19 protein-coding genes are annotated in these 22,929 nt (G+C 52.6%); 12 read left to right on the top strand and 7 right to left on the bottom strand.

Going from position 1 to position 22,929, the window contains the following annotated elements:
- Positions 1-47: 47 nt before the first annotated feature.
- The 7 genes from J7447_RS09085 (at position 48) to J7447_RS09055 (ending at position 8,157) form a co-directional block, all read left to right on the top strand.
- Positions 48-1,421 carry a MobA/MobL family protein gene (locus J7447_RS09085; protein WP_209169435.1) on the top strand — a complete coding sequence of 458 codons (1,374 nt, stop codon included), beginning with the start codon at positions 48-50 and terminating at the stop codon, positions 1,419-1,421.
- Between the two features lie 583 nt (positions 1,422-2,004).
- Positions 2,005-2,211, top strand: coding sequence for a hypothetical protein (locus J7447_RS09080; protein ID WP_152506311.1), 207 nt, complete (start codon positions 2,005-2,007; stop codon positions 2,209-2,211).
- A complete protein-coding gene (locus J7447_RS09075) occupies positions 2,208-2,723 on the top strand; it encodes an antirestriction protein ArdA (protein WP_209169434.1) in 516 nt (171 codons plus the stop codon). The genes J7447_RS09080 and J7447_RS09075 overlap by 4 nt, the downstream gene beginning before the upstream one ends.
- A 4-nt stretch (positions 2,724-2,727) precedes the next feature.
- The gene (locus J7447_RS09070) at positions 2,728-3,138 is read left to right on the top strand and encodes a hypothetical protein (RefSeq protein ID WP_209169433.1); all 411 of its coding nucleotides are present in this window, start codon (positions 2,728-2,730) and stop codon (positions 3,136-3,138) included.
- Between the two features lie 215 nt (positions 3,139-3,353).
- Positions 3,354-4,052 carry a hypothetical protein gene (locus tag J7447_RS09065; protein WP_209169432.1) on the top strand — a complete coding sequence of 233 codons (699 nt, stop codon included), beginning with the start codon at positions 3,354-3,356 and terminating at the stop codon, positions 4,050-4,052.
- Positions 4,053-4,172: 120 nt separating this feature from the next.
- Positions 4,173-6,188, top strand: coding sequence for an AAA family ATPase (locus tag J7447_RS09060; RefSeq protein ID WP_209169431.1), 2,016 nt, complete (start codon positions 4,173-4,175; stop codon positions 6,186-6,188).
- Between the two features lie 52 nt (positions 6,189-6,240).
- Complete coding sequence (locus J7447_RS09055; protein WP_209169430.1) at positions 6,241-8,157, top strand: UvrD-helicase domain-containing protein; 1,917 nt, start codon at positions 6,241-6,243, stop codon at positions 8,155-8,157.
- Between the two features lie 134 nt (positions 8,158-8,291).
- On the opposite strand, the gene J7447_RS09050 is transcribed toward J7447_RS09055, so the two are convergent.
- The 7 genes from J7447_RS09050 to J7447_RS09020 all read right to left on the bottom strand — a co-directional run bounded on the left by J7447_RS09050 (position 8,292) and on the right by J7447_RS09020 (position 18,766).
- On the bottom strand, positions 8,292-11,696 hold the full coding sequence (locus J7447_RS09050; RefSeq protein WP_209169429.1) for an AAA family ATPase: 3,405 nt from the start codon (positions 11,694-11,696) through the stop codon (positions 8,292-8,294).
- A complete protein-coding gene (locus tag J7447_RS09045; RefSeq protein ID WP_209169428.1) occupies positions 11,693-12,871 on the bottom strand; it encodes a DNA repair exonuclease in 1,179 nt (392 codons plus the stop codon). The genes J7447_RS09050 and J7447_RS09045 overlap by 4 nt, the downstream gene beginning before the upstream one ends.
- Positions 12,872-13,157: 286 nt before the next feature.
- Positions 13,158-15,242 (bottom strand): ATP-dependent helicase, encoded by a 2,085-nt coding sequence (locus J7447_RS09040; protein ID WP_209169427.1) that lies wholly within the window; start codon positions 15,240-15,242, stop codon positions 13,158-13,160.
- Positions 15,224-15,502, bottom strand: coding sequence for a hypothetical protein (locus J7447_RS09035; RefSeq protein WP_209169426.1), 279 nt, complete (start codon positions 15,500-15,502; stop codon positions 15,224-15,226). The genes J7447_RS09040 and J7447_RS09035 overlap by 19 nt, the downstream gene beginning before the upstream one ends.
- Before the next feature lie 170 nt (positions 15,503-15,672).
- Positions 15,673-17,271: an ATP-dependent endonuclease gene (locus tag J7447_RS09030; protein ID WP_209169425.1), complete on the bottom strand. Its 1,599-nt coding sequence runs from the start codon at positions 17,269-17,271 to the stop codon at positions 15,673-15,675.
- A gap of 320 nt (positions 17,272-17,591) precedes the next feature.
- Entirely contained in the window at positions 17,592-17,894 is a 303-nt protein-coding gene (locus J7447_RS09025; RefSeq protein WP_209169424.1) for a hypothetical protein, read from the bottom strand.
- On the bottom strand, positions 17,891-18,766 hold the full coding sequence (locus J7447_RS09020; RefSeq protein WP_209169423.1) for a phage integrase N-terminal domain-containing protein: 876 nt from the start codon (positions 18,764-18,766) through the stop codon (positions 17,891-17,893). The genes J7447_RS09025 and J7447_RS09020 overlap by 4 nt, the downstream gene beginning before the upstream one ends.
- A gap of 1,023 nt (positions 18,767-19,789) precedes the next feature.
- Between J7447_RS09020 and J7447_RS09015 the strand changes: the two genes are divergently transcribed.
- From J7447_RS09015 to J7447_RS09000, 5 genes are all read left to right on the top strand, one after another.
- A complete protein-coding gene (locus J7447_RS09015; RefSeq protein ID WP_209169422.1) occupies positions 19,790-20,218 on the top strand; it encodes an NUDIX domain-containing protein in 429 nt (142 codons plus the stop codon).
- On the top strand, positions 20,215-20,904 hold the full coding sequence (locus J7447_RS09010) for a hypothetical protein (protein WP_209169421.1): 690 nt from the start codon (positions 20,215-20,217) through the stop codon (positions 20,902-20,904). The genes J7447_RS09015 and J7447_RS09010 overlap by 4 nt, the downstream gene beginning before the upstream one ends.
- Positions 20,905-20,909: 5 nt before the next feature.
- The gene (locus tag J7447_RS09005) at positions 20,910-21,779 is read left to right on the top strand and encodes an alpha/beta hydrolase (protein ID WP_209169420.1); all 870 of its coding nucleotides are present in this window, start codon (positions 20,910-20,912) and stop codon (positions 21,777-21,779) included.
- A 235-nt stretch (positions 21,780-22,014) separates the two neighbouring features.
- A complete protein-coding gene (locus J7447_RS31270) occupies positions 22,015-22,137 on the top strand; it encodes a hypothetical protein (protein WP_286189104.1) in 123 nt (40 codons plus the stop codon).
- Between the two features lie 24 nt (positions 22,138-22,161).
- Positions 22,162-22,686, top strand: a complete 525-nt coding sequence (locus J7447_RS09000; protein ID WP_209169419.1) for a hypothetical protein — start codon at positions 22,162-22,164, stop codon at positions 22,684-22,686.
- Positions 22,687-22,929 lie beyond the last annotated feature (243 nt).

The raw sequence follows: 22,929 nt of genomic DNA, 5'->3' as shown, positions 1-22,929 counted from the left end.
GCGCCGTGCAAGCCGGAACGGATTTGGGATAGCAGAGGGTGGTGTGCATGCAGGATGGCAACATCCATTGCCACATTGACAATCTTGCCCGGCGCAACACGGACGGGAACGAACGGATCGCGGTGGCCACAGCAGCCTACAACGCGGGGGAGCGTTTGTGGTCCGAGCGGGAACAGCGGCACGTCGATTTCAAGAACCGCGAAGACGTGGTGTACACGAAGATCCTCCTGCCGGAAGGAGCGCCGCCGTGGGCGGCGCAACGAAACGATCTCTGGAACAGGGTGGACATGACTGCCAAACGGCGCGATGCGCGTTTGGCCAAATCCATTGAAGCGGCCATCACGCGAGATGTCCCCGAGCGGCTGCGTCCTGCCCTGTTGGAGGCCTTCGTCAAACCTTTCGTAGACCTTGGCTGTGTGGCGGACATAGCCATCCACGAAGACGGCACCGACCACAATCCCCATGTCCATATCCTGCTGACAACCCGAGTTCTTGAGGAAGACGGGTTTGGCGGGAAGATCGTCGCGCTGGAACAGCGGGCGTTCGTCAAACAGGTGGGCAAGAACTGGGCGGACCTGACCAACACTATTCTGGAAAAGATCGGATCGGCCCACAGGGTCGATCACCGCAGCTACAAGGCCCGAGGCATAGGGGCGGTACCGACCCGGCATCGCGGCCCTGATCCGATGGAGCGCCGGAACAAGCGTGAACACGCGCGGCGCGTAAGAGGGGAAAAGGAAATGAAGAGTCCCGACAGTTTTGAGCGTCAGCAATACCCTTTGCTTTCGCGTCGGGAGACTTGGCCGCCGGAACCGGCGGTGTCTCCCGATATGACGCCCGAGGAGCGGGATGAACATCACCGCTACTGGCAGGACCGGAAACTCGACCGGCTGGAAGCCGCGTCTCTGTCTGAACCTGCTTATGAAACTCCGCGTAGCGGTCCTGAGGCCAACAGGAAACCCGCCACGCCCGAGCGTTCCGAAAAACCCTGGTACGAGCAGGCATTGGACAATGCCTATGGAGAAATCGGCGAAGGGGTGAACAGCACCCGGATTGCTGCTTACGAGCAGAGCGTCGTGGAGCGTGCCGTCATGCAGGAATACTCAGATCGAGAGATCGAAGCGCTTCAGGCAGCTGGGAAGATCTCACCCGAGGTGCAACGCATCGCCGGGGATCTCATTCTTGACCAGCGCATGCAGGAAATCCGCGAGCAGGATCAGCGAGAAAAGATGCGCGTCTTGCCGACCGAAGTCCGCGAAAAAATCGAAGCGCTTCGTCCTGACCGACAGGATTATGATCCTGATAGACCCGTTCCCGGACCCAACGGCGAGCTGATCTCACAGCGGGAACGCGACATCGCCTATGAGAGGATGCTCGACGAGTATCTACGCGAAGAAGCCGAGCAGGAGCATGACCGCTAAGTCAGGTTCTTGAGCGATTGGCTTGAAATCGCTTTGTGATCTCTGCCCTGTAACCCGCTTCGGATAGGCCCTGCGCACGCAGCGCCGAGGCCATGGCTTTGGCTTCTGCATTCAGTCTTAATCCCTCGACTTCCGAGAACCTGGCCGCCTTGTTGCTGCCAAGCGGATGCATAACCTCCGGAGCGAGGGCAGGGCCGCAAAGCGTTTTCTTCTCCTGTTTGTCCATACCGGACTCTACCACGGGGTTCCTGCAGTTCCGAGCAGCGGACTTCAAAAGGTGCACCTGTCGTCGGAGGTCTTGTGCCATTCCAAGGTCATCGTGCGCAGCTTCCATCGCAGTCCCTGAATTGTCTTCAGGGCCGGTGTGTGCCGGTTTTCCCGGTGATCTCTCTTTCCTTTGAACCCGTCCCCCCGCTGGCCGGATCAGTCGCCAGACTGGGCCGAGCCGTGCCGCAGTCAAGAGGTCTTCCGCCGCAGGCGGTCTCCCGAGAAGACCTCTTGACTGCGTCCCTTGAGGCTCGACCCGAAGCGTCGGCGACCGGCCGCACGGGGTGGCCGGACAAACGAACAAGGGAATACACCAATGGCAAAATCCAATGCACCCAAAGCTCCGACCCACGAAGTTTTCCACGTTGTCGGCGAGAAAGAGAAGGCCCGCTGGACCAAGATTGGGATCGGCTGGAGCCACGCAGACGGCGACGGGTTCAATCTCATCATCAACTACACGCCGCTGGTCCAGGGCCGCACCGTGGTCCGGAAGATCAAGGCCGAGCAGGAGCACGCAGCATGAGCGCGGTCCTGACCACCTCCGGGGCGAAGGCATCGTACTTCGCCCAGCCTTACAACCTCGGTGCCGTCGGCTTCTATTTCGAGGATCTGGATGATTATCGCGAAAAGGCCAATGACCTAAAGGACGACTGCGGCCTGCCGGTCGAGGAGTTCGAACTCCAGTACATCGACGGCGACCATGCCCGTCTGTTCAACGCTCTCAGCATTTCCCAGGCAAGTCTTTCCGACTGGTTCGACCTGCTGGACGAGCTTGATGACGACGAAGACCGCTATCTCATCGCCTGCCATCTGGCGGAGATGGGCTTCGACATCAGTGAATTGTCCAGGCGCTGGGACGACTATCGTCTCTATCGCGGGACGGCGGCGGACTATGCCGAAGAGATCGTCTCCGACTGTTATGAGGTCCCCGGCAATCTCGCGTCCTACATCGATTACGAACGGCTTGGTCGTGAAATGGTGCTTGGTGGCGACATCACCGAGCTTGAGCACGATCTGATCGTGATCGGAGGGTGACGTCATGGCTGTCACCTTTCACGGCTACTGGCCGACGCACCCTTGGTACTACTTTCTCGGCGGTCCAATCCTGATGCCGCGCGCGATCAAGGCGCTTGCGATTTCATCGGAGTATCGCGGCTATCGCGCCGACGAAATCGGTAAGGCGGATCGCCTTGTTGAGCCGAAACGCTCCCGTAGGCTTGACCGGATTGAGCAAGACGTTCTTTCAACGCTGCGCACAGATCTAGCACGCTATCGGCATTTGGCACATCGACTGCGTCTTCGCAGGCAAGCAGGCGGCGTTCCTGAAAATCCGTTCATCTGCGATGACCTGGATGTGTCACTCGGCCTGGCGTTCGCACACGTTTACAACGGTTATGCGCACGTGGTGGCGCTCGATGAAACGCGAAGTCGCCAATTGGCTTTGTTTTGAGCTTTCCTGCGGTCTTGAAAGCCGTGGAAGTGGACACGTGAGCGTTGCCGCTTTCGCGTAAAGCGTGCATCATTACGTGCATGACACACGCAGCCTGCGGCATTGAGTTCACCAGACCGGATGGAAACAGGGAAAGTCGTATGAATTCTTTGAGAGCCCATGTCTGCCCTTCGTGGTCATTCGAACCAAAAGGAAAGATCAAATCGTGAGGCAACATGTTGTACGCTTGGATTGACGGGGTAAAACGTCCACCGATTGCCAAAGGTGAAAGGACGACATGCCGTGAATGTGGCGGTGTTCTAACTTCCGTCATTCCAGCTAAAAACGTGAAGCATTGGCGGCACAAGGCCGGAGATTGTGACAGATGGAGCGAGCCCGAAGGCCCATGGCATCTGGGGTGGAAAGAAAAATTTCCCGAAGAATGCCGCGAAATTGGGCTCTATGACGAGACTGCAGGCGAATGGCACCGAGCAGACGTTCTTTGTGGGGCTAACACACCGAACGCGACTGTGCTGGAGCTGCAACATTCCAGCATTAGCGAGCAGGAGCGCATGGAGAGAGAGGCTTTCTATAGCCAGAAACACCGAATGTTCTGGCTCGTACACCTTCATGACGAGACGAGCTTCACTGGAACTAACTTCCGCTTATCTCTAGGTCTTGGACCCCGCTCTGCGACAATTGATGGTTATTCCTTCAAGATAGTTCATTTCGCTTCACGCAGTAGCCAATTTATCGAAAAATGGAAAAGGTCAACCGCACATGTGTTTTTCGATTATGCGGGGCATATCTTTTTCCTGGCAGGTGAAGCTGTTTCTAGGAAAGCCAACGGCGGTCAGCCGTTAAAGAAGGGCTATTTTGCATACTGCCAGTTGACCCAAGAAGAATTCATTCGCGCGGTTCAGTCGTGTGGGTGACCGTGCGGGGAAAAGTTCAGCAGATCACAGAATAAATATAGAAGAGATAGCACTAGTGTCTTGGAGGCTGTATTTTACTGAATAACGGTAGTTGTGATATAGTTAATTTATGGGGGCGCCATGTATATTAGTGAAATAAAATTAGAAAACTTCCGTATTTTTGGCGAGGGGGAAGAATCTTTTACGCTTCCTCTTCGGTCCGGCCTAACCGCGATTATTGGTGAAAATGATGCCGGAAAGACCGCTCTAATTGATTCTCTTCGATTTGTGTTTGGAACGAGAGATCAAGAATATTACCGTGTGCAGGACGAAGATTTTCATTGGCCCAACGGCGCAGCTGAGAGACGCAAGGAAATTCGTATTCGCTGCAGTATTGAAGGACTGACGGATCGCCAAAAAGGAGCATTTGCAGAATTTCTCACTTATGTTGAGCGAAACGGCGTGCGTAATGCAGTTTTGTATATTCACTGGATCGCAAAAGACCGGAGCAATGCACGAAATGGCAGGCGTTCCGTTTTTGCTGAGCTGAGGACAGGGAAGGACGGAGACGGTCCGGCTCTCGATCCGGAAGCACGGGAGCTCTTAAGGGCTACCTATCTACGCCCTTTAAGGGACGCAGAACGCGTATTGGCCGGAGGACGTGGATCGCGTCTTGCAGAAATTTTACGCAATACCGAAGAGATCAAAAACGAGGGTGTTGCGTTTGATCCGGTGAGCGGAGCTGCGCCTGATGTCGATACCCTTAGTGTCCTTGGCGTTGGTGACTATGCCAGCGCGCTCTTGCGTGAACGGGCAGGCATCAAGAAGGCAAAGGACAAGCTAAACAAGGATTATCTTAAACATTTGTCATTTGCCGGAGACGCACTCGAAGGCCAGATCGAAGTAGGGCACGGTGGCGATGATGATATGAGGCTTCGCCAGTTGCTCGAACGCTTTGAGTTGGAGCTCAGGAATTCAACACAGCCGGACTCTCCTAACCGAGGCCTGGGCTCGAACAACTTGCTTTTCATTGCATGCGAGCTTCTCCTTTTGGGGAACGAGGAAGTGGGGCTTCCTCTATTGCTCATCGAAGAGCCGGAAGCTCATCTCCATCCGCAGCGCCAGCTGCGTTTAATGAAGTTTCTCGCCGAGAAAGCTGCTGCAAAAGCCGATGGCGGTGAAGAGATTCAGGTGCTGATCACGACGCACAGCCCTAATCTTGCTTCCGCCATTCCATTGGACAACCTCGTGCTTCTGCAAAGAGGAAAAGCCTTTTCGTTGGCTAAGGGAATGACCAAGTTGGAAAAGTCTGACTATCGCTTTCTCGAGCGGTTCCTGGACGTGACAAAATCTAATCTTTTCTTCGCAAGAGGCGTTGTCATCGTGGAAGGTGACGCCGAAAATATTCTATTGCCAACCATCGCGAAACTCATCGGCAGGAACTTCGCAGAGCATGGTGTTTCCATTGTGAATGTGGGCACAACAGGTCTCGGCAGGTTTGCCAGAATTTTTCAGAGGGCCGATCCAGTTGCGGATGGGGAAATCTCTGTGCCTGTTGCCTGCGTTGCGGATATGGATGTCATGCCTGATTGTGCGCCCGCAATACTCGGAAAAGAGGACACTCAGGGGAGAAAATGGAAGAAGAAAAGTGATTTCGAGGATGGTGGGCTAGAGGCTAGGCGAGAGAACATCAAAGCGCGCGCGGATGGGCAAAAAGTTAGCACATTCGTTGCTGATGAGTGGACGCTAGAATACGATCTTGCGCACGCTGGACTAGCCAAAGCAGTTTGGATTGCTAGTTGCCTAGCGAAGGCCGATGACTCAATCAATAAAGGGACAAAGACGTTTCTTGAAGTATGGAAGGCGGCAAAGGCAGAATACGATGCCATGTCACCTGAAGAAATTAATAACGAAGAGCTTTGTTCGAAAATTTACAAGCAATTTGCAGTCGCTACGAAAGCTTCCAAGGCTATTTCAGCGCAGTATCTAGCGGATATTCTTGAGAAACTATCACGCATGAAGCGGTTAAACACCGAACAGATTCGAGAGAAACTTCCAAGTTATATCATCGATGCCATTGAGTACGTCACCGGTGGTCCCGAAGCCCAAATTGCCGAAGAAGTAATGGCAGCTGCAGTGGAGGCCCCAGCTGGTTGACCTTCCGGACATCACTGAGAATGACGTTGCCTGGGCATGTTCAGTTCTCTCGTTGCCTCCGTATGCATTTTCCGGTGCAGACGGGGCCGATCCTCGTCTGACAATTCTGCGCAACAATACGACGCTGGACGTGGAAGCCTGTCCCGGTAGTGGCAAAACGACTCTGCTTGTCGCGAAGCTCGCTATCTTGGCTAGATACTGGAGTTCGCGGGACCAGGGGATTTGTGTGCTTTCTCATACAAACGCGGCGCGTCGCGAAATTGAGAAGAAGCTTGGCAGAACATCTGAAGGACAGCGTCTTCTGTCGTATCCGCATTTTGTCGGTACGATTCACGGCTTTGTAAATGAGTATCTCGCGCTGCCTTGGCTTCGGTCTAAGGGGGTTAAAGTAAAGGCCATTGACGACGAGCTTTCTCTCGATTGGCGATGGAATAGGATTCCCCACGGCAGCCGATATGCAATTGAACAAAGAAGAATGGGAGCCAACGTTGCTCGGTACATCGACGCAAACCATACGCCTAAGGACTTTGGTTTTCGCGAAAACACAGCAACTTACCAACAGGTTCGTGACGCCTGTGCGGCGTCCACCGAGGCGGGACTGTTTTGCCATGAAGAAATGTTTGTCTGGGCATCAGAATTTTTGGCTGTTCATCCCGAAGTTGCAGCCAGCATTCGGTGCCGTTTTCCGATTTTGTTTATTGATGAAGTTCAGGACAACAGCGAGTTACAAACCCAACTACTTCATAAGGTTTTCATAGAAGGCGATGTCCCGGTAATTAGACAACGCTTTGGAGATCAAAACCAATCGATATATGACTATTCAGGAGAAGAGGGCGCGGTAACAGATACATTTCCTCACGGGCCTATCGCTCGGACAATCCCGAATAGCCATAGGTTTGGCCAAAGTATTGCTGATCTTGCAAACCCTCTTGCCATTGTCCCCCAAGGTCTGGTTGGCCAAGGAGGACTTGGCCTAAATGGTGAAGAGGAGTTGGCAGGACAGCACGTCATGCTTCTTTTTGAAGAAGCTGATATCGAACAAATTCTACCGGGATATGCGCATGTACTCCGCGAGACATTTGCTCCAGAGGAGCTCGCTGCTGGCGATTTCACCGCGGTGGCAGCTGTCCACGCAACAGACGCTGCAGATCATGTGCCGCGATCTGTGCGCCACTACTGGACAAGCTACGATCCAGATATTGCAAGAAGCGACCCTCAACCAAAAAAGATGGTTCAATTCATTCGTGCGGCGCAGAGAATTACCAAAGCTACCGGAGAGCACACTGAGGCTGTGGACGCGTTTGCAAAAGGTATTTTGAAACTCGCGCGGTTTATGAATGATGATGCAACGATTACAATTCGAAGGTTTAAGCATCGTTATGTGATAGAACTGCTTGACGGAGACAAAGCACGAATTGATCTATACCAAGAACTAGTAACCCGACTCGTGATTGACGGAAATGAGCCGACACAAGCAGAGTGGGAAGGCGGAATTTCGGCTTCCCTTTCCGATTTGGCGATAGCGATATCAGGGGCTGCTCGCGAAATGCCGCAAGCAACCAGGTTCCTTGAATGGATGGAAGCCGGAGATAATCCGGGAGACGAGCCAAGTCCCATCAATGTTGTGTATGACCGGACGCAAGAGCCGCCTATTACCGTCCGGCTTGGGTCGATTCACTCAGTCAAAGGCGAGACCCATACAGCAACATTGGTTTTGGAGTCGTATAACAGAACGCACCATCTTCATGCACTGAAACGTTGGCTACTTGGATCGAGAAATGGTGGTGCGGGCCAGAATGCGGCCATGCATCGGCGTCTCAAGTTGCATTACGTTGCCATGACGCGGCCACAGCGGCTTCTTTGTCTGGCGATGCGTGCTGACAGTTGGTCACAAGGTGAGATCGGTACTTTGAAAGCCCGAGGATGGAGAGTGGCACGCGTTGCCAATGGCGAGACAAATTTTCTGTAAACATCAACGCTGGTCGCAACAACGAATGCATGGAAAATCAAGCTTCTTTTTGATTTCTGGAATTAGGAGGAATACTTTTTCAAGAGCTGTTTCATGGTCATCAGACTTCAGGTGAAAGAGTGAACAGCGGGATGCTAATGTGGCATCTCTACGACGGAAACCCCCGCAATGCTCTTACGCGCCAGCTCCACCAGATGTTCGTGGTGCGTGAATATGATGGCTTGCCCGCTGCGACCGATTTCCGCGCAGAGGTTCAATGTGGCAGACGCACGGGCGTTATCGAAGGTTTCCATAATATCGTCGAGAACCATGGGGAGGGGTCCCGGATCGCGCGCGAAGCTGCGGTAACCGGCCAGGCGCAGGGCAAAATACAACTGACCCATGGTCCCGGTGGACATTTTCTCAACCGGTACAGGATCCGTGCCTGGCTTGATGCCGACAAGTTTCTCGCCTTCGGTTTCACTCCAGACCACGACTTTCTCCCATTCGTTGGCTGTTATGGTGACGAAGGCGTCTTCCACATCCTTGAGCATTGTGCTGCGACGTTCGGCGGCAAGGCTCCTCAGTGCGCCACGTGCTGCCAGAACCCCGAGCTTTGCGACAGCGGCCTGGCGGGCACTGCTTCGCAACTCTTCGAAGATCGTGGCTTGTTCCGTAATCAGTGCGCTGTTGTCAGCGGCGTTGTAGGCCTCTTCATAGAGGCGTTTCTTTTCATTGGACTGATCGCGAGCGGCATCTCGTACTGTTTGCGCATCGTCGAGTTCCTGTTGCAGTTCTGCCTCTCGCGTTGCATTCGGCAAACGCGCTAACTCTTCGTCGAAGAGCGTATGGTCCACGCCGCTGTGTGCGTCATTGCGAAGCTGATCCGCATTCGCGCGCTGTTGTCGCAATTCGTCGCGTTCTGCCAATCGTGCGGCCCGCTCCGCTGGTGGGAGATCGTCACCGCCTTGCCCTTCAAACAGGTTCTCCAACTGGGTCTGCGCTTCGTCACGCGCGGTGAGTGCACGTTTCCGGCCTGTCACTTCCTTGTCGAGAAGCTCCTGTTCTCGTTTTCTCAAACGATCCGCTTCAGCGGAGGTGGTTACACGCCCACGAGCGCGATTGATCACGGGGAGGGGATCGTCTTTTGGATTGAAAGACTCCCCCAGAATCTCCGCCAATCGTGCGGCACTCCTTGCCAGGGTGGCAACGGCACGTTCGAGGGCTTCAACACGTCCCGCTAGGCTCCCGTGATTGCTGTGAAGCTGTTGCAGCGCGCGCAGCTGCGGCAGCGCTGCCTTCACGCCGGTGGGCGAACGATCAGGAAGAGGCAGTGCCGAGGTCAGCGTTTCCAGTCGGTTCAAGGCTGACTTGTGATCTGTCTCGGCTTGAGCTACGGCTTTCTCGTGGTCGGCAATGTTACGTTCCCCGCGACGCCAGTTCTCCCAAGTCTTACGGACACTTTCCTGAAGTGTGAGAGCCTTGCCAACCCGCGCAGGAAGGTCACTTTCTTCACCTTCAATGTCGACAAGGCGGGCTGCTGCCAGCAGATCGTCAAAGGCTGCTTTGCGGCGCTTGGCGTGGTCCTCAAAGGCATTCTCCGCAATCGTGACCTCAGTTGCGATCTCAGCCGCTGCCGTCAGGCTGGTAAGTCTTGCGGCGAACGCAGCCGGCCCCGTATCGGCGGGAAAGCCCAGGGCCGTTGCAAGTGATCCAACTCGCTTCGTCAAGGCGTCGCGTTTCTCGGTCAGGGCTTCGAGCTTGTCTTTTGCCGTCTCACGTGCGGCTTTTGCGGTGCTTTCCAGCTCGCGCGAGTTGGCAAGCTGTTTTCGCACCTCCGTGCCCATCAGATAATTCGTTCGGGCGCCATCATCGGCATACATGGCCTCCTCAAAACGCTCCGCGGTTTCGTCGGAAAGACTGCCGCGATGGGATTGCCAGGCTGTGTCACGTTGACGGCGGGTTTCTTCTGTTGCTGCCGCGTCAATCGAATCCGGTGCGCTTTCGTCTGCTTCGCGTTTCGCGCGCGCTGTTTTGTATTCCGCTTCGCGACCTTCCAAATCTTCGGTGGCGGACGCGATGTTGGCAGTCAGGGCGTTCCATTCCCTGAGGGCCTCATCGAGACTTTCACGGGCAGGCAGGCCGTTCTCGATAAGTGTCTGCCAGGAGGCAGGCAGGCCAGACACCGCTTTAGCAAGCCGGACTCGTTCCGATGCGAGGTTATGTTCAAGGCCTGATGCGTCTGACACTTTCTGCCATGCGTCAAACGCGATCTGCAGGCGAGACAGGTCCTTCGGTTCGGCTGGAGCATCCCCCAACTGATCGCGTGCGGTCTTCAACACGTTTGATGCCGCTCGCAGTTCGCCTTCAGTGGTCTGACACGCCTGTACCGTATCTGCGAGTGTCTCCAGTTCTTCGGTCGTTAGGACCAAGACTTCTGCAGGGTCGTCAGAGACCGCCAACGCCGTCAGAATCTGTTTTATCTGGCTTGCCGCATCATCGCGCTCACCCGTGCGCTTTTCCAGATCCGATCTGGCCGTGTCCGCCCGCGAGGTGAGGGAAGCCCCGTCGATCCTGATTTGGTCCAGCTCTGCGAGTTCCGCCACAAGATGTCCAGCAGCCGGGTCAGCCTCGTTTTCGGAAATGACCGCTTCATGGCGAGCAATTCTGTCATCGGCGCTTGCGATACTCTCTGCTTTCTCCGACAGGGTTGTCACGAGTGTGGCAACGTTCCCAACCATGCCCTTTTTCAGATCCGGGCCTGCGGGATAATCAGCAAGAGCTTCGTCGATTTTGCGAATTTTTTCAGTCTGCTCGCACCATGTCTGAGCAGCTTTACCAGCTGCCTGGCGATTTCGGGCACGGACAAGTTCGGCATCCGCCTCCTCGAATGTTTTTCGGGCGTCATCTCGGTCTTTGCGAAGACTTTTTTCTTTGTCCGGAGTTAAACGAGCCTCTTTCAGCGCATCACTGATTTCTTTCAACCGGTCTTTGCCGGTTTTGAGCGCGGTACTCCGCCCGCCTTTCTTGTGAAATTGCTCGGCACGTGCCGTCATGGCTTCCAGCGTCTCTGCCATATTGGTCAGTCCCGACACACCTGCGTGCAACAGCTGCCCCAGGTCTCCCTTGGCACCAGCGATCCGCTCACCACCTTCACGAAGACCTTTGTCGTTCAGTGAGAAACGTTCGACATAGTCATCCTCGCCCAGCCCGTGGAGCGCACTCGAGAGGATGGTTTCTTCGACAGGGCGGTCCTGATGATCAAGCAGGGACTGGGTGCGCTTGCTGTTGCGGCGCAGGACTGTTGCTCCACGTCCGGGTATTTCCAGTTCTGCACCGACGAGAAGATCACTGCGGTCAAATTTGAAAGCGTAGCGGTGGGTTCCAGACTTCATGCCAAAGAGAAGTTCCAGAAAGCCGTTGAAGGCCGTGGATTTTCCCGATTCATTCGGCCCGTAGATGACCGTCACGTCCGGGGTGCCGTCAGCCGGACGAGGGAGCAAAATCTCCGCACCGTCAAAGCGGCCGTAGCGGATGAGATCAAGTCGGTTCAGTCTCATTTCGCGGCTCCCGCGTGCAGAGACAGCGTGACTTCGCCTATGGCTTCCTGCAGAAGGTCATCCAAAGCGTCTTCTGCCAATTCGTCGGTGATTTCGCGAGGCAGTGCATTCCTGAGTTCTTCGAGGATATCTTTGCTGGCGAGCTGGAAGCCCGGTTCGGTAAGCTCTTGCTGCATCAGGCGCACCAGGTCATCCGCCTTTGCATCGACCAGCTGCTTCGGGGCTGTCACTTTGATTTTATCGACAAACACGCGATCGATGTTGTCGAGCACTTCGTCGGCAAGGGCCATCAGCATGTCAGCCGTGTGATGAGCTGTGGTCACCCGCAGGCGGACCGCCGTATGGTGTTCGGGATTCCGAAGGCCTTCGAGTTCGCTCCTAAGTAATCTCAGGATTTCCGGGGCATCGGAACAATCGGTCAGATCCAACGGGCATTCCACGAACCTCAGATGTCCGACTTGATGCCTCTCGATGTCGGGTGTGCTATCAACAAGCTCGACAATCGCGACAGTGCCACCCGTGCGTTCCCCGAAATGGCGTGGCTGCGGGATACCCGGCATAACAGCGAGAACCGAACCAGACGACCGCTCGAATGGTGCATGGATATGCCCGAGGCACCAAAGATCATAGCCGTGGGCCAACAGATCCTGCTCGGAGCAGGGGGCGTAAGGGTCGTGTCCGGGTGAACCATCGAGAGATGTGTGCATCAGCCCGACGTTTTTCTTCCCTACTACAGGTGTGGGGTAGTCGGGCAGGAAGCTCTTGGACACGTGGGCTTTGTCGAACGACAGCCCGTGGAACCAAACGCCAGCGATTTCCACGCTGGGCGTGTCTTTGTGCAGGAGATGGATATTCGGGCCCAGGTCTCCGTGGGCACGGTGATCGAGAAGCGCATCATGGTTTCCACGGATCAGCACCGTAGGGATACCGGCATCCGCAGCCCGTGACAGTTGCGAGATCAAGAAGGCTCTGGATTTTAAGTCAGGCTGGTCATTGTCAAAGATATCGCCAGCAAGGACCAGTGCGTCGACGTTTTCCGAGATGGCCAGATCGACAATGCGGATGAACGTATCCCGGCTTGCCTGTTTCAGTTGATCGCCGAATTCCGGATTGCGCATCGCAACCGAGCGGATCGGTGATCCGAGATGAATGTCGGCTGAAATGAGGACACGCATATAAATTCAGTTATTTCCCAATATCAATTAGCCAGACCAAAGTCCGTTTCTAAAACGATAGGTTGTGGAAGGATTTTTGTCCAAGCCAAAAGTCAGATTTCTAAGCCGATAAATTGTCAACCCGCTAGTGCTAATGCGAACGAAGCACCCAACCAAACCCACCTCATAAGGCGGGTTTTGGCATAAGGGCCTGGAGGATGTAGATCCGAATCGGGAACAGGGTGGGCATTACCAGGCGATGACCAGTTCGGGGGGCTAAGTCCAACTTAAGCGGAAACTGTTCCGCCTAATCAGAAGCGCGTTTCACCTGAACTGCCTTTGGAAAATATGGAGATATTCGGTCTAACTCTGCTTTATCATTCATCAATCTGACGCAAACAAGGTACTTTTTCGTTCGGGAAGCTGCCACATATAGAAGCTTCCTCGACGCAATATCTCTTTTCGTTGATGGGGCCTCATCCGTAAAACAATTTACAAAATCGTATTCCGTCGTCCATCCGTACTCGTCTATTACGAGCAGTACGTTCTCTATACCGGTCCCTTTCGTCTTATGCATCGTGGCGAAGCCGCCGTCATTTTCCTCATAGTCATAGAAGGACAAGACTTCATCAAAGCGAAGTTCGTCTGAAAACAATGCAGTGAAGAATGTCTTTTGCTTAAGTTCGGTGGCTCGGTCGTCGTATTCGGATTCGATTAGATCCGCATCGAGGTTCTTTTTGGGCGCAGCCTCAATTTCCTTGAGCATCTGTGGTTTAGTTCGATGACCGCTAGCGTGTAGCGCTTCAAAATCCGCGAATACAGGATCGGCCTTAAGACGCGCTAACAGCTCGTCACGGCGCGTTAAAAAAGCTGTATGGCTTTCGGAGACTCTGATCAGCCCAGCTTCCGCTGCAAATTCCACTGCTTTGTATGCGGAAAGGTTCTTGGCAGTGAATGTACGTAGCATCTCGTTAAGCTTGGTTTTGTCAGAGACCGAGGAAATCGAAAAACCCCGCTTTCGTAGACCGGTGATCAAGCGATTGTATGCGCGCCTGTCCCCAGGCAGGCTCTGATGAAGTGTCGTTAGATTAACTATTTCGTCGAACTGCAGTCTATCAAGCGTTTTGTGCATTTGGTCTCGGGGCTCGGAGTACCGATCGTCAAATATCTGATAGAGCCGTCCAAATCCCACATCGTTGGCAATCGATTTGTTCGTGAGCTTTAGCTGGACGTAGCCCAGATAATCTTGGCTGACTCGTGCAACGAGCTCATCGAGCGCTTCACGAAACAACGCGGCATTGGTCGCTTTATCTTGTACCTTATCGCCCGTGTCGATTTTTTCTGGAGCGAAATCATACAGCAGCGTTACGCTACCCGCTCGACTCTCAGGAGTTTCAATCGTGCCGTCATCGAGCGTTTTGAGCGCTACTTCTTGCTTTAATCCATCTGTGCGAAACTGATTAGCGAAGGTTATGACTTGCGGGGCGCAACGGTAATTGTCGTCCTTCTCCACAAGAACGACTTCCTCTGCGTCGATGTGCTCTTGAGCACTCCCTATGCCGTCTGAGTAAATTGCCTGTTCGGAATCTCCAAACAAGCCAATAATTGTTCTTTTTTCTTTGGGTAGGCAACGTAGCAACACGCGAATAACGTCTGCGTTCGTATCCTGATATTCATCAATGAAGACGCAATCATACCGATCCGACACAATCTTTCCCAGTATTGGGAACTCATCAAACATCTTGCAGGCAATAGCGATTAAACCGTCGTGCCCGAATGATGGCTCGTTGAAATTGTTAAATTTTGTCTCGTTGTAGAAGAAATCATCGGGTTTTCGGGCTGCGACTTTTGCGCGGATTTCTTGGTTCAGCTTAGCGATCAATGCGTTCATCTGTGCGATGTACGTCTCCGGATCCTTATCGTAATCCCGCTTCCCTGTTACCTTCGGAGTTAGTTCGCTTAGGACAGTTTGTCGGCGGCTGTCCAATTTCTCGTAAGCCTTCTTGTAGCGCTTATGCTCCTCGGACTTTCTGAGCTTTTCGTCTCCGCCATAGTGTTCGTCCCCTAAGCCTACAAAAACAGGAAGCTCGAACAGGGCCGAAAAAACATGCTGAATGTTCCGCTTGTATGGCGAGATTATTCCGCCCAGAAATGAGTGGATGGTTGAGACCTTTATGTCAGCTGAAATACGCTCGGCGATCTCGTCGGCAGCTTTATTCGTATGCGTTATACATGCGATTTTGAGCTTCTGATCGACAGAGAGCACCTTTTGGACGACTCTTTTAAGGCTTTCGGTTTTACCGCTTCCCGCGCCGCCCTGAAGGAGAAAGTTCTCACCACCGAAAACGAGTTCGGCAATTCGATCTACCGGACTCAATTTTTGTGAATCCATTCCAGACCATCCATTATATATTTTGGCGTTTCCCAGGTTTCGCCTTCAACCAACGCTGCGTACAGAAGAGATCCCGCAAAATCAGACTTTTTATCAAGAATTCTTTCAGTAAGGGCGTAATAATCTCCGCCATCAAAATCATCTATTTCCTGGACGTTTTTGAGACCTCCCAAGTCGTCTTTTTTATTTTTTATTTTCTCAAAGTTTTTTGCGATGAAAGCGTCTTCGAAGCTTCTTGCGTGATAGCCGTTCTCTTCCATTTGGTAGGCAAGTTTGATTTTCCCGTCATTAGGTACGGCTTCGCCACTCAGCAGACGCTTGTGCCATTCTTGGTATTCATCGGCCTTGTCAATCGCCGGAGCTGAAAGAAAGTGTTTGAGCGTCTCATTTGAGGTGTGCGTGGAGCCGTCGACCTTATGGGCTGGATAGCTCAGCTTTCCAGTCTTTTCACTAGGTGTGGCTTTGGTCGTATCGATATCCGTAATAATAAGAGTCGGACACCGATGAACTCAAGAAATGGCGCAAATGCTCTTGCGTTCGCGCCGACCTCCAGCACGGATATATTTTGAGAGGACAGTCCACCTGTCTCGGCAGCCTCTTCATTCTCTTGATCGTGCTTCTCAATAAACAATGGGAGGAGGATGCGTTCGGTTGTACCTTCGATAAAAATTGCCTTGTTCGCAAAAAACAGCTCTGCTGAGTTAATCGTAAGATATTGCTTCAAGAACTTGAATAATGCTTTTCCATCTGCCCCAAGCTTATCGTATTCCTTGCTGAGATCAGTGTGAAAGTTTTTGATAGAGACCGGCCCTGTGACGGGCGATCTTGATAAATAGCGAATGTCCTCAAAGTCGGATTTCGATACAATATGTGAGGAGTGCGTGGTTACGAGAGCCTGTAAGCTGGGTATGACTGATACGAGGCCATGGATTTTATCCGCAAACACATATTGCATCTGCGGGTGCGTATGAGCCTCGGGTTCCTCAATCAACAAAAGGTTCAACGGCGCATTACGCCTTGCAAAGTCGTCGCGGCAAAGCTCGATTTGCAGGAGCAGATACAGGATATTCAGATAACCAAGGCCGCTATAGTGCTCCGGAAGAAAATTGTCTGTGTCGCCGTAGATGACCTGCGATGAACTCTCGATAAGAGATTGCGACTGGATATTGGAGACCACTTTCAAGTCGCCGAGGTCTAGAAAATCGCGTGAATTCTTTAGAAAACTGCCGAAAACCTCCTCATACTGCTTGCCCAGTTGCGTGTCGATATCAGCTAAAATTGATCTAAGTTTTTCTATACTTCCAGCTTCGGGCTTGTCTGCGCTGGCGTCCTCTTCGGCCTCATCGTCTGCATCTGCCTCAATATCTCGCTTGCGGAAGAATTTGGTCGATATGGCAGAAAGCGGCTTTGAACCACGCCCGGCATCTTCTGAGCTTGCAACGTTCCGACGGGCGTGGATGACTTGGAAATTTAAGAGGGCGCGAAGGCTGGTGCGCTCCTTCTCCTCAAGCTGATTGCGGTGAGACAAATAGTACGCTTGTTCACCCTCATGTCCGTCATCGTCAAATGCATAGACTTTTACGTCGAGGAATTTTCCGGAAAGGTTGTTTTCGATGAACTTCTTGCGCTCTGTTTCGTCTGCCGGGAGAACGCGAAGAAGCTTTTTCTTTTCAATGGTGCATTCGAAAAGAATGTTCGCGTGTCGCCTGTCTGGATCGAGGTCCAGCATAAACTCGGAGAGAATTCCCAGATCATCTGTCTCGGTATAGGCAATGCGAAGAACCATCCTTATTGCGAGTTCTTCGACGTTCGTCTCGGCGTCTATCTTGAAAATAGCTTCGCGCAGGCTAAGCGGGAAGTCTGTGAATGAAAACGTGTCCGGTCTTTCGAGAAATTTTTCCAGCAATACTGCGAACGATGTCTTTCCAGTATTGTTTTTGCCTACGAGCAAAGTGGTTTTTTCTCGCAAATCAATGCAGCAATCCTGCAGCAACCGGAAATTTTCAATTTTAATCTGCTCGATATGCATGTCTCTAACGCAATTTTTTGCTCGCCGAAGCGCTTTAATATATTTGATTCAACTTACAATAGCACTCGGGGTTCGGTGGAGCAAAGGTTAGTCGCTCTCTTTAGTTGTGCCTTATTGATCAGTGGCTCAGGGCCCCGAAAACTCACCCCTTTCCAGAATTCGTCGTCGGTTGACACAAAACTGATGCTCGCAAAGGCGTGAATGTCACCAAGCAGACAAAAGCAAGACACCAGCCACGCCCAACCAAACCCGCCTCATGAGGCAGGTTTTGGCGGTGAGGGCCTGGAGGATGCAGATCCAGATCAGGAACAGGAGGGGCATCACCAGGTGATGACCAGTTCGGGGTATTCGGTGACGATGGAAGGGCGGAACGGATCCTGATCGAGGAAGGTCGGGCGCCACAGGTAGTGGAATTGTTCCCTGTCCAGCCATTCTTCGAGGGCTTTGGCGGCCTCTGTGTCTGAGAGATCGAACGGTTCGTCCTGCGTGATGCGGTAGTTCCGGAACCCGAGTGAAGCCGCTTCGTGGATGGCGCGGGCGACGTTGGCGGGTTCGAACAGTATTTTGGCAAGATCGTCACGGTGATCAGCGGCCATCAGGTACGAGCTTTCAGCGCGTTTCATTGGAAGGCCCTCCCGAGATAGGTGTCCGTGATCTTGAGGCGCGCGTGGCCCAGTTCCGCTGAAATCTGGCGACGGGCAGATCGGTCGGCTTCGCGTTCGGCGGCAGTCATGTCCTGCCAGCGCTTGCCGCCGGCAAGCGGGCACGGCAGGCCGGTGAGCGTGAGATAGCGTTGCTGGGCGTAGGCGTGCCGGAATCCGTGCATGTTGCGGAACCCCGCCTTGTGGGTCTGGTACTCGTAGCGCTTCATGTGCTCGACGTAGCTGAGGTTCGGCGGAATAAGGGAACCACGTCCCTGAATAAAGGTCGCGATCTTGTAGAGGGTCTCGCGCTGCTGGCGGGTGGCCAGCGGGATAGTCCTGGAGCGGCCGCCTTTACACCAGCTGGCCTGCAGAAAAATGTGATCGCCGTGTATGGCCCTGTGCGGCTGAAACTTCATAGCCTCTTCGCGGCGCAGGCCGAAAGCGACCTGCAGCAAGATCGCGGCGCGGACATAGGGGCATTCCACGCTCCGGAATTTTGAAGGGTTGAATATCTGGGCGCGGTTGCGCTGGGCTTCACCGCGTTCGGCGACCCCATAGTGGGTGTTGTCGCGGTGGACGACGTTGGGTTTGCCGATCTTCTCGGCCCACCAGCGCAGCCAGGTGAGGCGATTGCGGATGCTCGCATCCGACTTGTCTGCGTCGAGCCAGCGTTCGACCAGGGCGTCGATGTGTTTGGGTTTAAGGGATGCGGCGGTTGGCAGGCGGTAGCCGAGGTCCCGGAGTTCATTGGCCATCGCGGTCAGGCCGCGACGTCTGTTGGTCTGTGTGCCGAATGAGCCGTCCCGGTTGCGGTGGCACAGCCGCACCAGGTCCATGGTCAGGTCGTCCATCTTGCTCAATCCTTGTTACGAGGTTGCTGAGTGTTGATGGCGACGTCCTGTCCGTAGATCAGGGCATCCCGCGAAGGTCATTCGCGGCAGGGCCGGAATGGTGATCAGTCTCCTTTGGCGGTTAGAGCCTCCCGAACCGGTCGGGTGACCGGTCGATATGGTGTGCCCTGTTGGGCATCCGGCACCGGGGGACCGGTGACGGGAAATGTGCCTCGCCGCGGCGGGGCGCGAATGTCGAGAACGAGCATGGTGCTCTCCTTTCTGTGGTGAAACGGTGGGGCAGATGGATCAGGCGGTTGCGTGATCTGAGGGGATTGTGAACGCGGGGGAGCAGGAAGTGCCAGCAGGTCGTGCAGAAAATGACAGTGTCTGTAAGCTGTTGGAAGGGTTGTCATTTGTGTGTCGTGTGGCAACGTTTGCGGGAATGTGGCGGATTGCCTTGGGTTGGGCGGGGCCGTCACTCCCCGACAGGTCGGCGAGTGACGGCCCGCGTGCCGCCGCACGGTCGGACATGGGATGTCCGACATTGTCTCGCTGTTGCTTCGCGCCTCATGGGGTTCTGCCTGCAGGAAAGGTGAGCCCCACGGCGGGATATCGGCACGTTGACCTGCCTCCGGCAACCTGCAAGCCGTGTGCCGCCGCTGCGCGGTCTCCCGAGCACAGGCTTGCAGAACGCCGTTTGCGGCAGGTCTTTGGGTGCCGTCCGCCTAAGGGAGGCTCACCGGATGCAGGCAGGCAGGAATGATGCTGCGCTCCGCGTGGCGGGCCAGCGGCGGCGTGGTGCCGTGAAAGGTTTTGAGAACGTGTTTGAGCGTGTGGGGAATTTGGGAGGGGAAGGCCTTCCCCTGTCTTCAACCCGCTGGCGCGGTTTTACGCCACCCCTTCTGCGGGAGGACCCGCAACGCCCCTGCCGCATATTTAGGTCAAGATCATAATTTCTATGTTGAATTACTGACGAATTTTGTATGAAAAGAAACGATGGATATTCAACCTCTCGTAGTCTACCGGTGGAGAACAAACTAAATGAAAAAAATCGTACCCGGGGCAATGATCTGCATCTTCTCTGAAGATCGAGAGTCTATTTTGTTGCACCTGCGCGATGATGCGGATTTATGGAGTGTTCCTGGCGGAAGTGCGGAATTCGGCGAGAGTTTAGAGGAACTTGTAAAAAGAGAGGCTTTTGAGGAAGTCGGATTAGAGATTGCGATAGATAGGGTATTTGGAATTTACAGTTCGCCGACCGATTTTATTTTCAAATATCGTGATGGAAATGAAGTTCATTCGTATGTTGTCGGTGTTGAATGCAGAAAGATATCAGGTTTCGAGCAATCGAATTCTGACGACAGCTTAGAAGTTAGGTGGTTTAAGGTAAATAATCTTCCCGATAATCTGATGAAAAACCAATATCAAGTCATCAATGACTGCCTCTCGGGGGGGTTTTCAGTAAAATGACAATTGTCTATTCTGATTTTTTCTCCGAAACGGAATTTCATGAGACGTTATTTTCTGGCGATAGTTTGTTCGATGCTTTGAAAAAGCTTCCTCGATATTTGCTAGATATCAACGGTGTTCATAATTCAATTCAAGGCAGGGTTGCCGATTCTGCGAAGCTGTCTGGGAATGGAATAGTTATTGAGGAAGGTGCTTATGTTGACCACGGCGCAGTTGTGCAAGGCCCTTGTATCATCTCTCGGAAATCGGTCGTCGGACACGGCGCTTTGGTAAGGTCCAATACTATCATTGGGGCAGAATGTGTCGTAGGGCATTGTTCAGAAATCAAGGATAGTGTTATGTTTCCACGGTCAAGTGCGGGTCATTTTAATTTTATAGGGGATAGTATAATTGGTTCTTACGTAAATATAGGTGGCGGAACCATCATCTCTAATTTTGAATTTTCTGCAAAAAAAGGGCTGCCGCACAATATAGGCATTAAGATAAACGGCGTGAAAGTGGATACTGGGTTGAGTAAAATTGGTGCGATAATTGGTGATAACGTGAAAACAGGATCGAATAGCGTGTTATCTCCGGGCACGCTTCTTGCTAAAGATTCAGTCGTTTATCCAGGTGTGTGTGTAAGAAAAGGCTTTCTTCCAGCTAATACGATCATCAAACCTGATTTTTATTCGGCAGGAGCTTGATCGACATGATTTCAAAGAATGTAATTTCCTTACAGAAGAAAAACAGTAGCGGGGAATCTTTCCAACTGCTGAACCGCGATAATCTTCCAATTTTTGGAACTTTGCGAACGACAGGACCTTTGGAAAATAGATTGGTGATAGTTGTTCATGGTCTCGGTGGCTCCTCCAGGCAGGCGCAGATACAAGAAGCTGCCGCCACATTTGCTGACTATCGTTGCAATGTGTTGACTTACGACGCTACCAACTCTTTTGGGAACAGTGGAGGGAATTTAAAATATGCTTCACTCACTCGCCATGCAAACGATTTAGAAGATGTGATTTCCTGGTGCCGCAAAGAATTGAAGTTTGATGGGAAGGTAATAGTTTGCGGCTTTAGCATGGGTGCTTCTGCTGCATTCGTGGTGCAGAGCCGAAATCGCAAATTAATTAATTCTATTATTGCTTTTGCTCCTATAGTTTCTGGAGAAATTTGGTTGCATAATTTCCGAATTAGTAAGCCAGGAAGTTATGAGCGGCTTCAAGCAATAGGTAGTTTCGTAAAATTTGATGAAGTAACGAACAACGAGGGAGAAATTGGTCAGTACTTCGTTGATGACGTTCTAAAATACGACTTTTTGAAAGATGAAATCTTAATTAATGTTCCAACATATCTTGCCGGTGGAGATTTAGATACGACCTGCCCGCCTGAAGCGTTGCATGCACTGAAGGCAAACTTGAAGTCTACCGGTAGGTTGAAAATAATACGCGGATTACCTCACACAGCAAGAAAACCGCAAGAAACAAAACTCATTCGCGAGTTTCTCAGTTCTCTAATACACAAATCTAAAGACGGAATTTGGCCTCAGGCGGAAAAGAAAACTGCAAGTGCTAGATAAGATCTACATAGTAAATGGTGATATGATATTTCATTTGGTGAAATAGTGTGTCGGAGATGAGTTGATTTTTTCTGACGTGTTGCGTTCGTTTGATAGGGCGAAGTCGCGATCAATTTATCAAGCTATTTGGCAGAACAAATAGCTTGTGCGTTCATCTGACGCATCACTGTTGAGACCATTCAAAGTTGGATCGTTAAGTTTTTGCCAAACCAGTTTCTTTTCAGTCTTACGCGTCGTGTTTGCGCTTACCGAGAACGTCGCGCATGAACAGCTCGTTCTCGGCCATGATTTCCTGATGGACCTTGTCGTTTGGGAAACGCTTTGCGGCGGTCAGGACGCTCTGGCGGAGGAATTCTGAGATCGGGAGTTCCGGTTCCTGGTCATGCTGGAAGACCTTCCGGAGAACCGGAAGGTTTTTCAGTTTGGCAATCCAGCGGATCATGCCAATATTTTGCGGGAGATTTGGCATGTCGGCAAACAAACTTCACTTTCTCACCTTGAGCAGAAGCTCGAAGCCATCCGGGCGAAGCGGGAAGTCGCCACGGAACGGCTTGTGCGGCTGTTCCGGGAAACGTTTGAGGATGGAGACCGGGCGCTCAGGTCATACGGCAATCTTGTCAGCAGGCGTGGCATCGAAGCCGCAATACAAACCCTTCAACAGGAAGACGCCTTTTTCGGACGGCATTGGCATTATGGCTGGATGCGGGGAGGGCTACTGGCCGAGGGAAATCGCAAGAAGGCGCTGGAACACCTGCAGCAGCTGCCCGATGCCATGCGCGAACACTACGGTTTGGTGACGCAGGAATGGGATCTGGAACGTGTTTTGGAGAAGTCTCGCGAGCGTAGCTCTAACGAACGTGATCGGGAGACGGACAGGTTCTGGCGGGAGCCGGAGAGGGAGCGATAATTTATGCGATCGCACTTGTGGTTGAAATATGTCGGAAGTAAGAATTGATTCCGGAGGAGGAGGACGTACTTTCCTATCTTGATTTGAATCTGGAAAGAGCCGTTCGAATTCAAGTAATAGATTAATTTCAACGACGAATGTGCTGCTCTGTTGGTGATGGCGATGCAATATTCATCAGTAATAATATTATTGCCTGGAAAAATATGGCACTTGGTGGATTATTCGCCAATTATCTCAGCAATG

Origin of the sequence: Labrenzia sp. R5_0 (assembly GCF_017743835.1) — a bacterium.
GTDB classification, from domain to species: Bacteria; Pseudomonadota; Alphaproteobacteria; order Rhizobiales; family Stappiaceae; genus Roseibium; species Roseibium algicola.
This window is presented reverse-complemented; position numbering and strand designations above follow the sequence as displayed.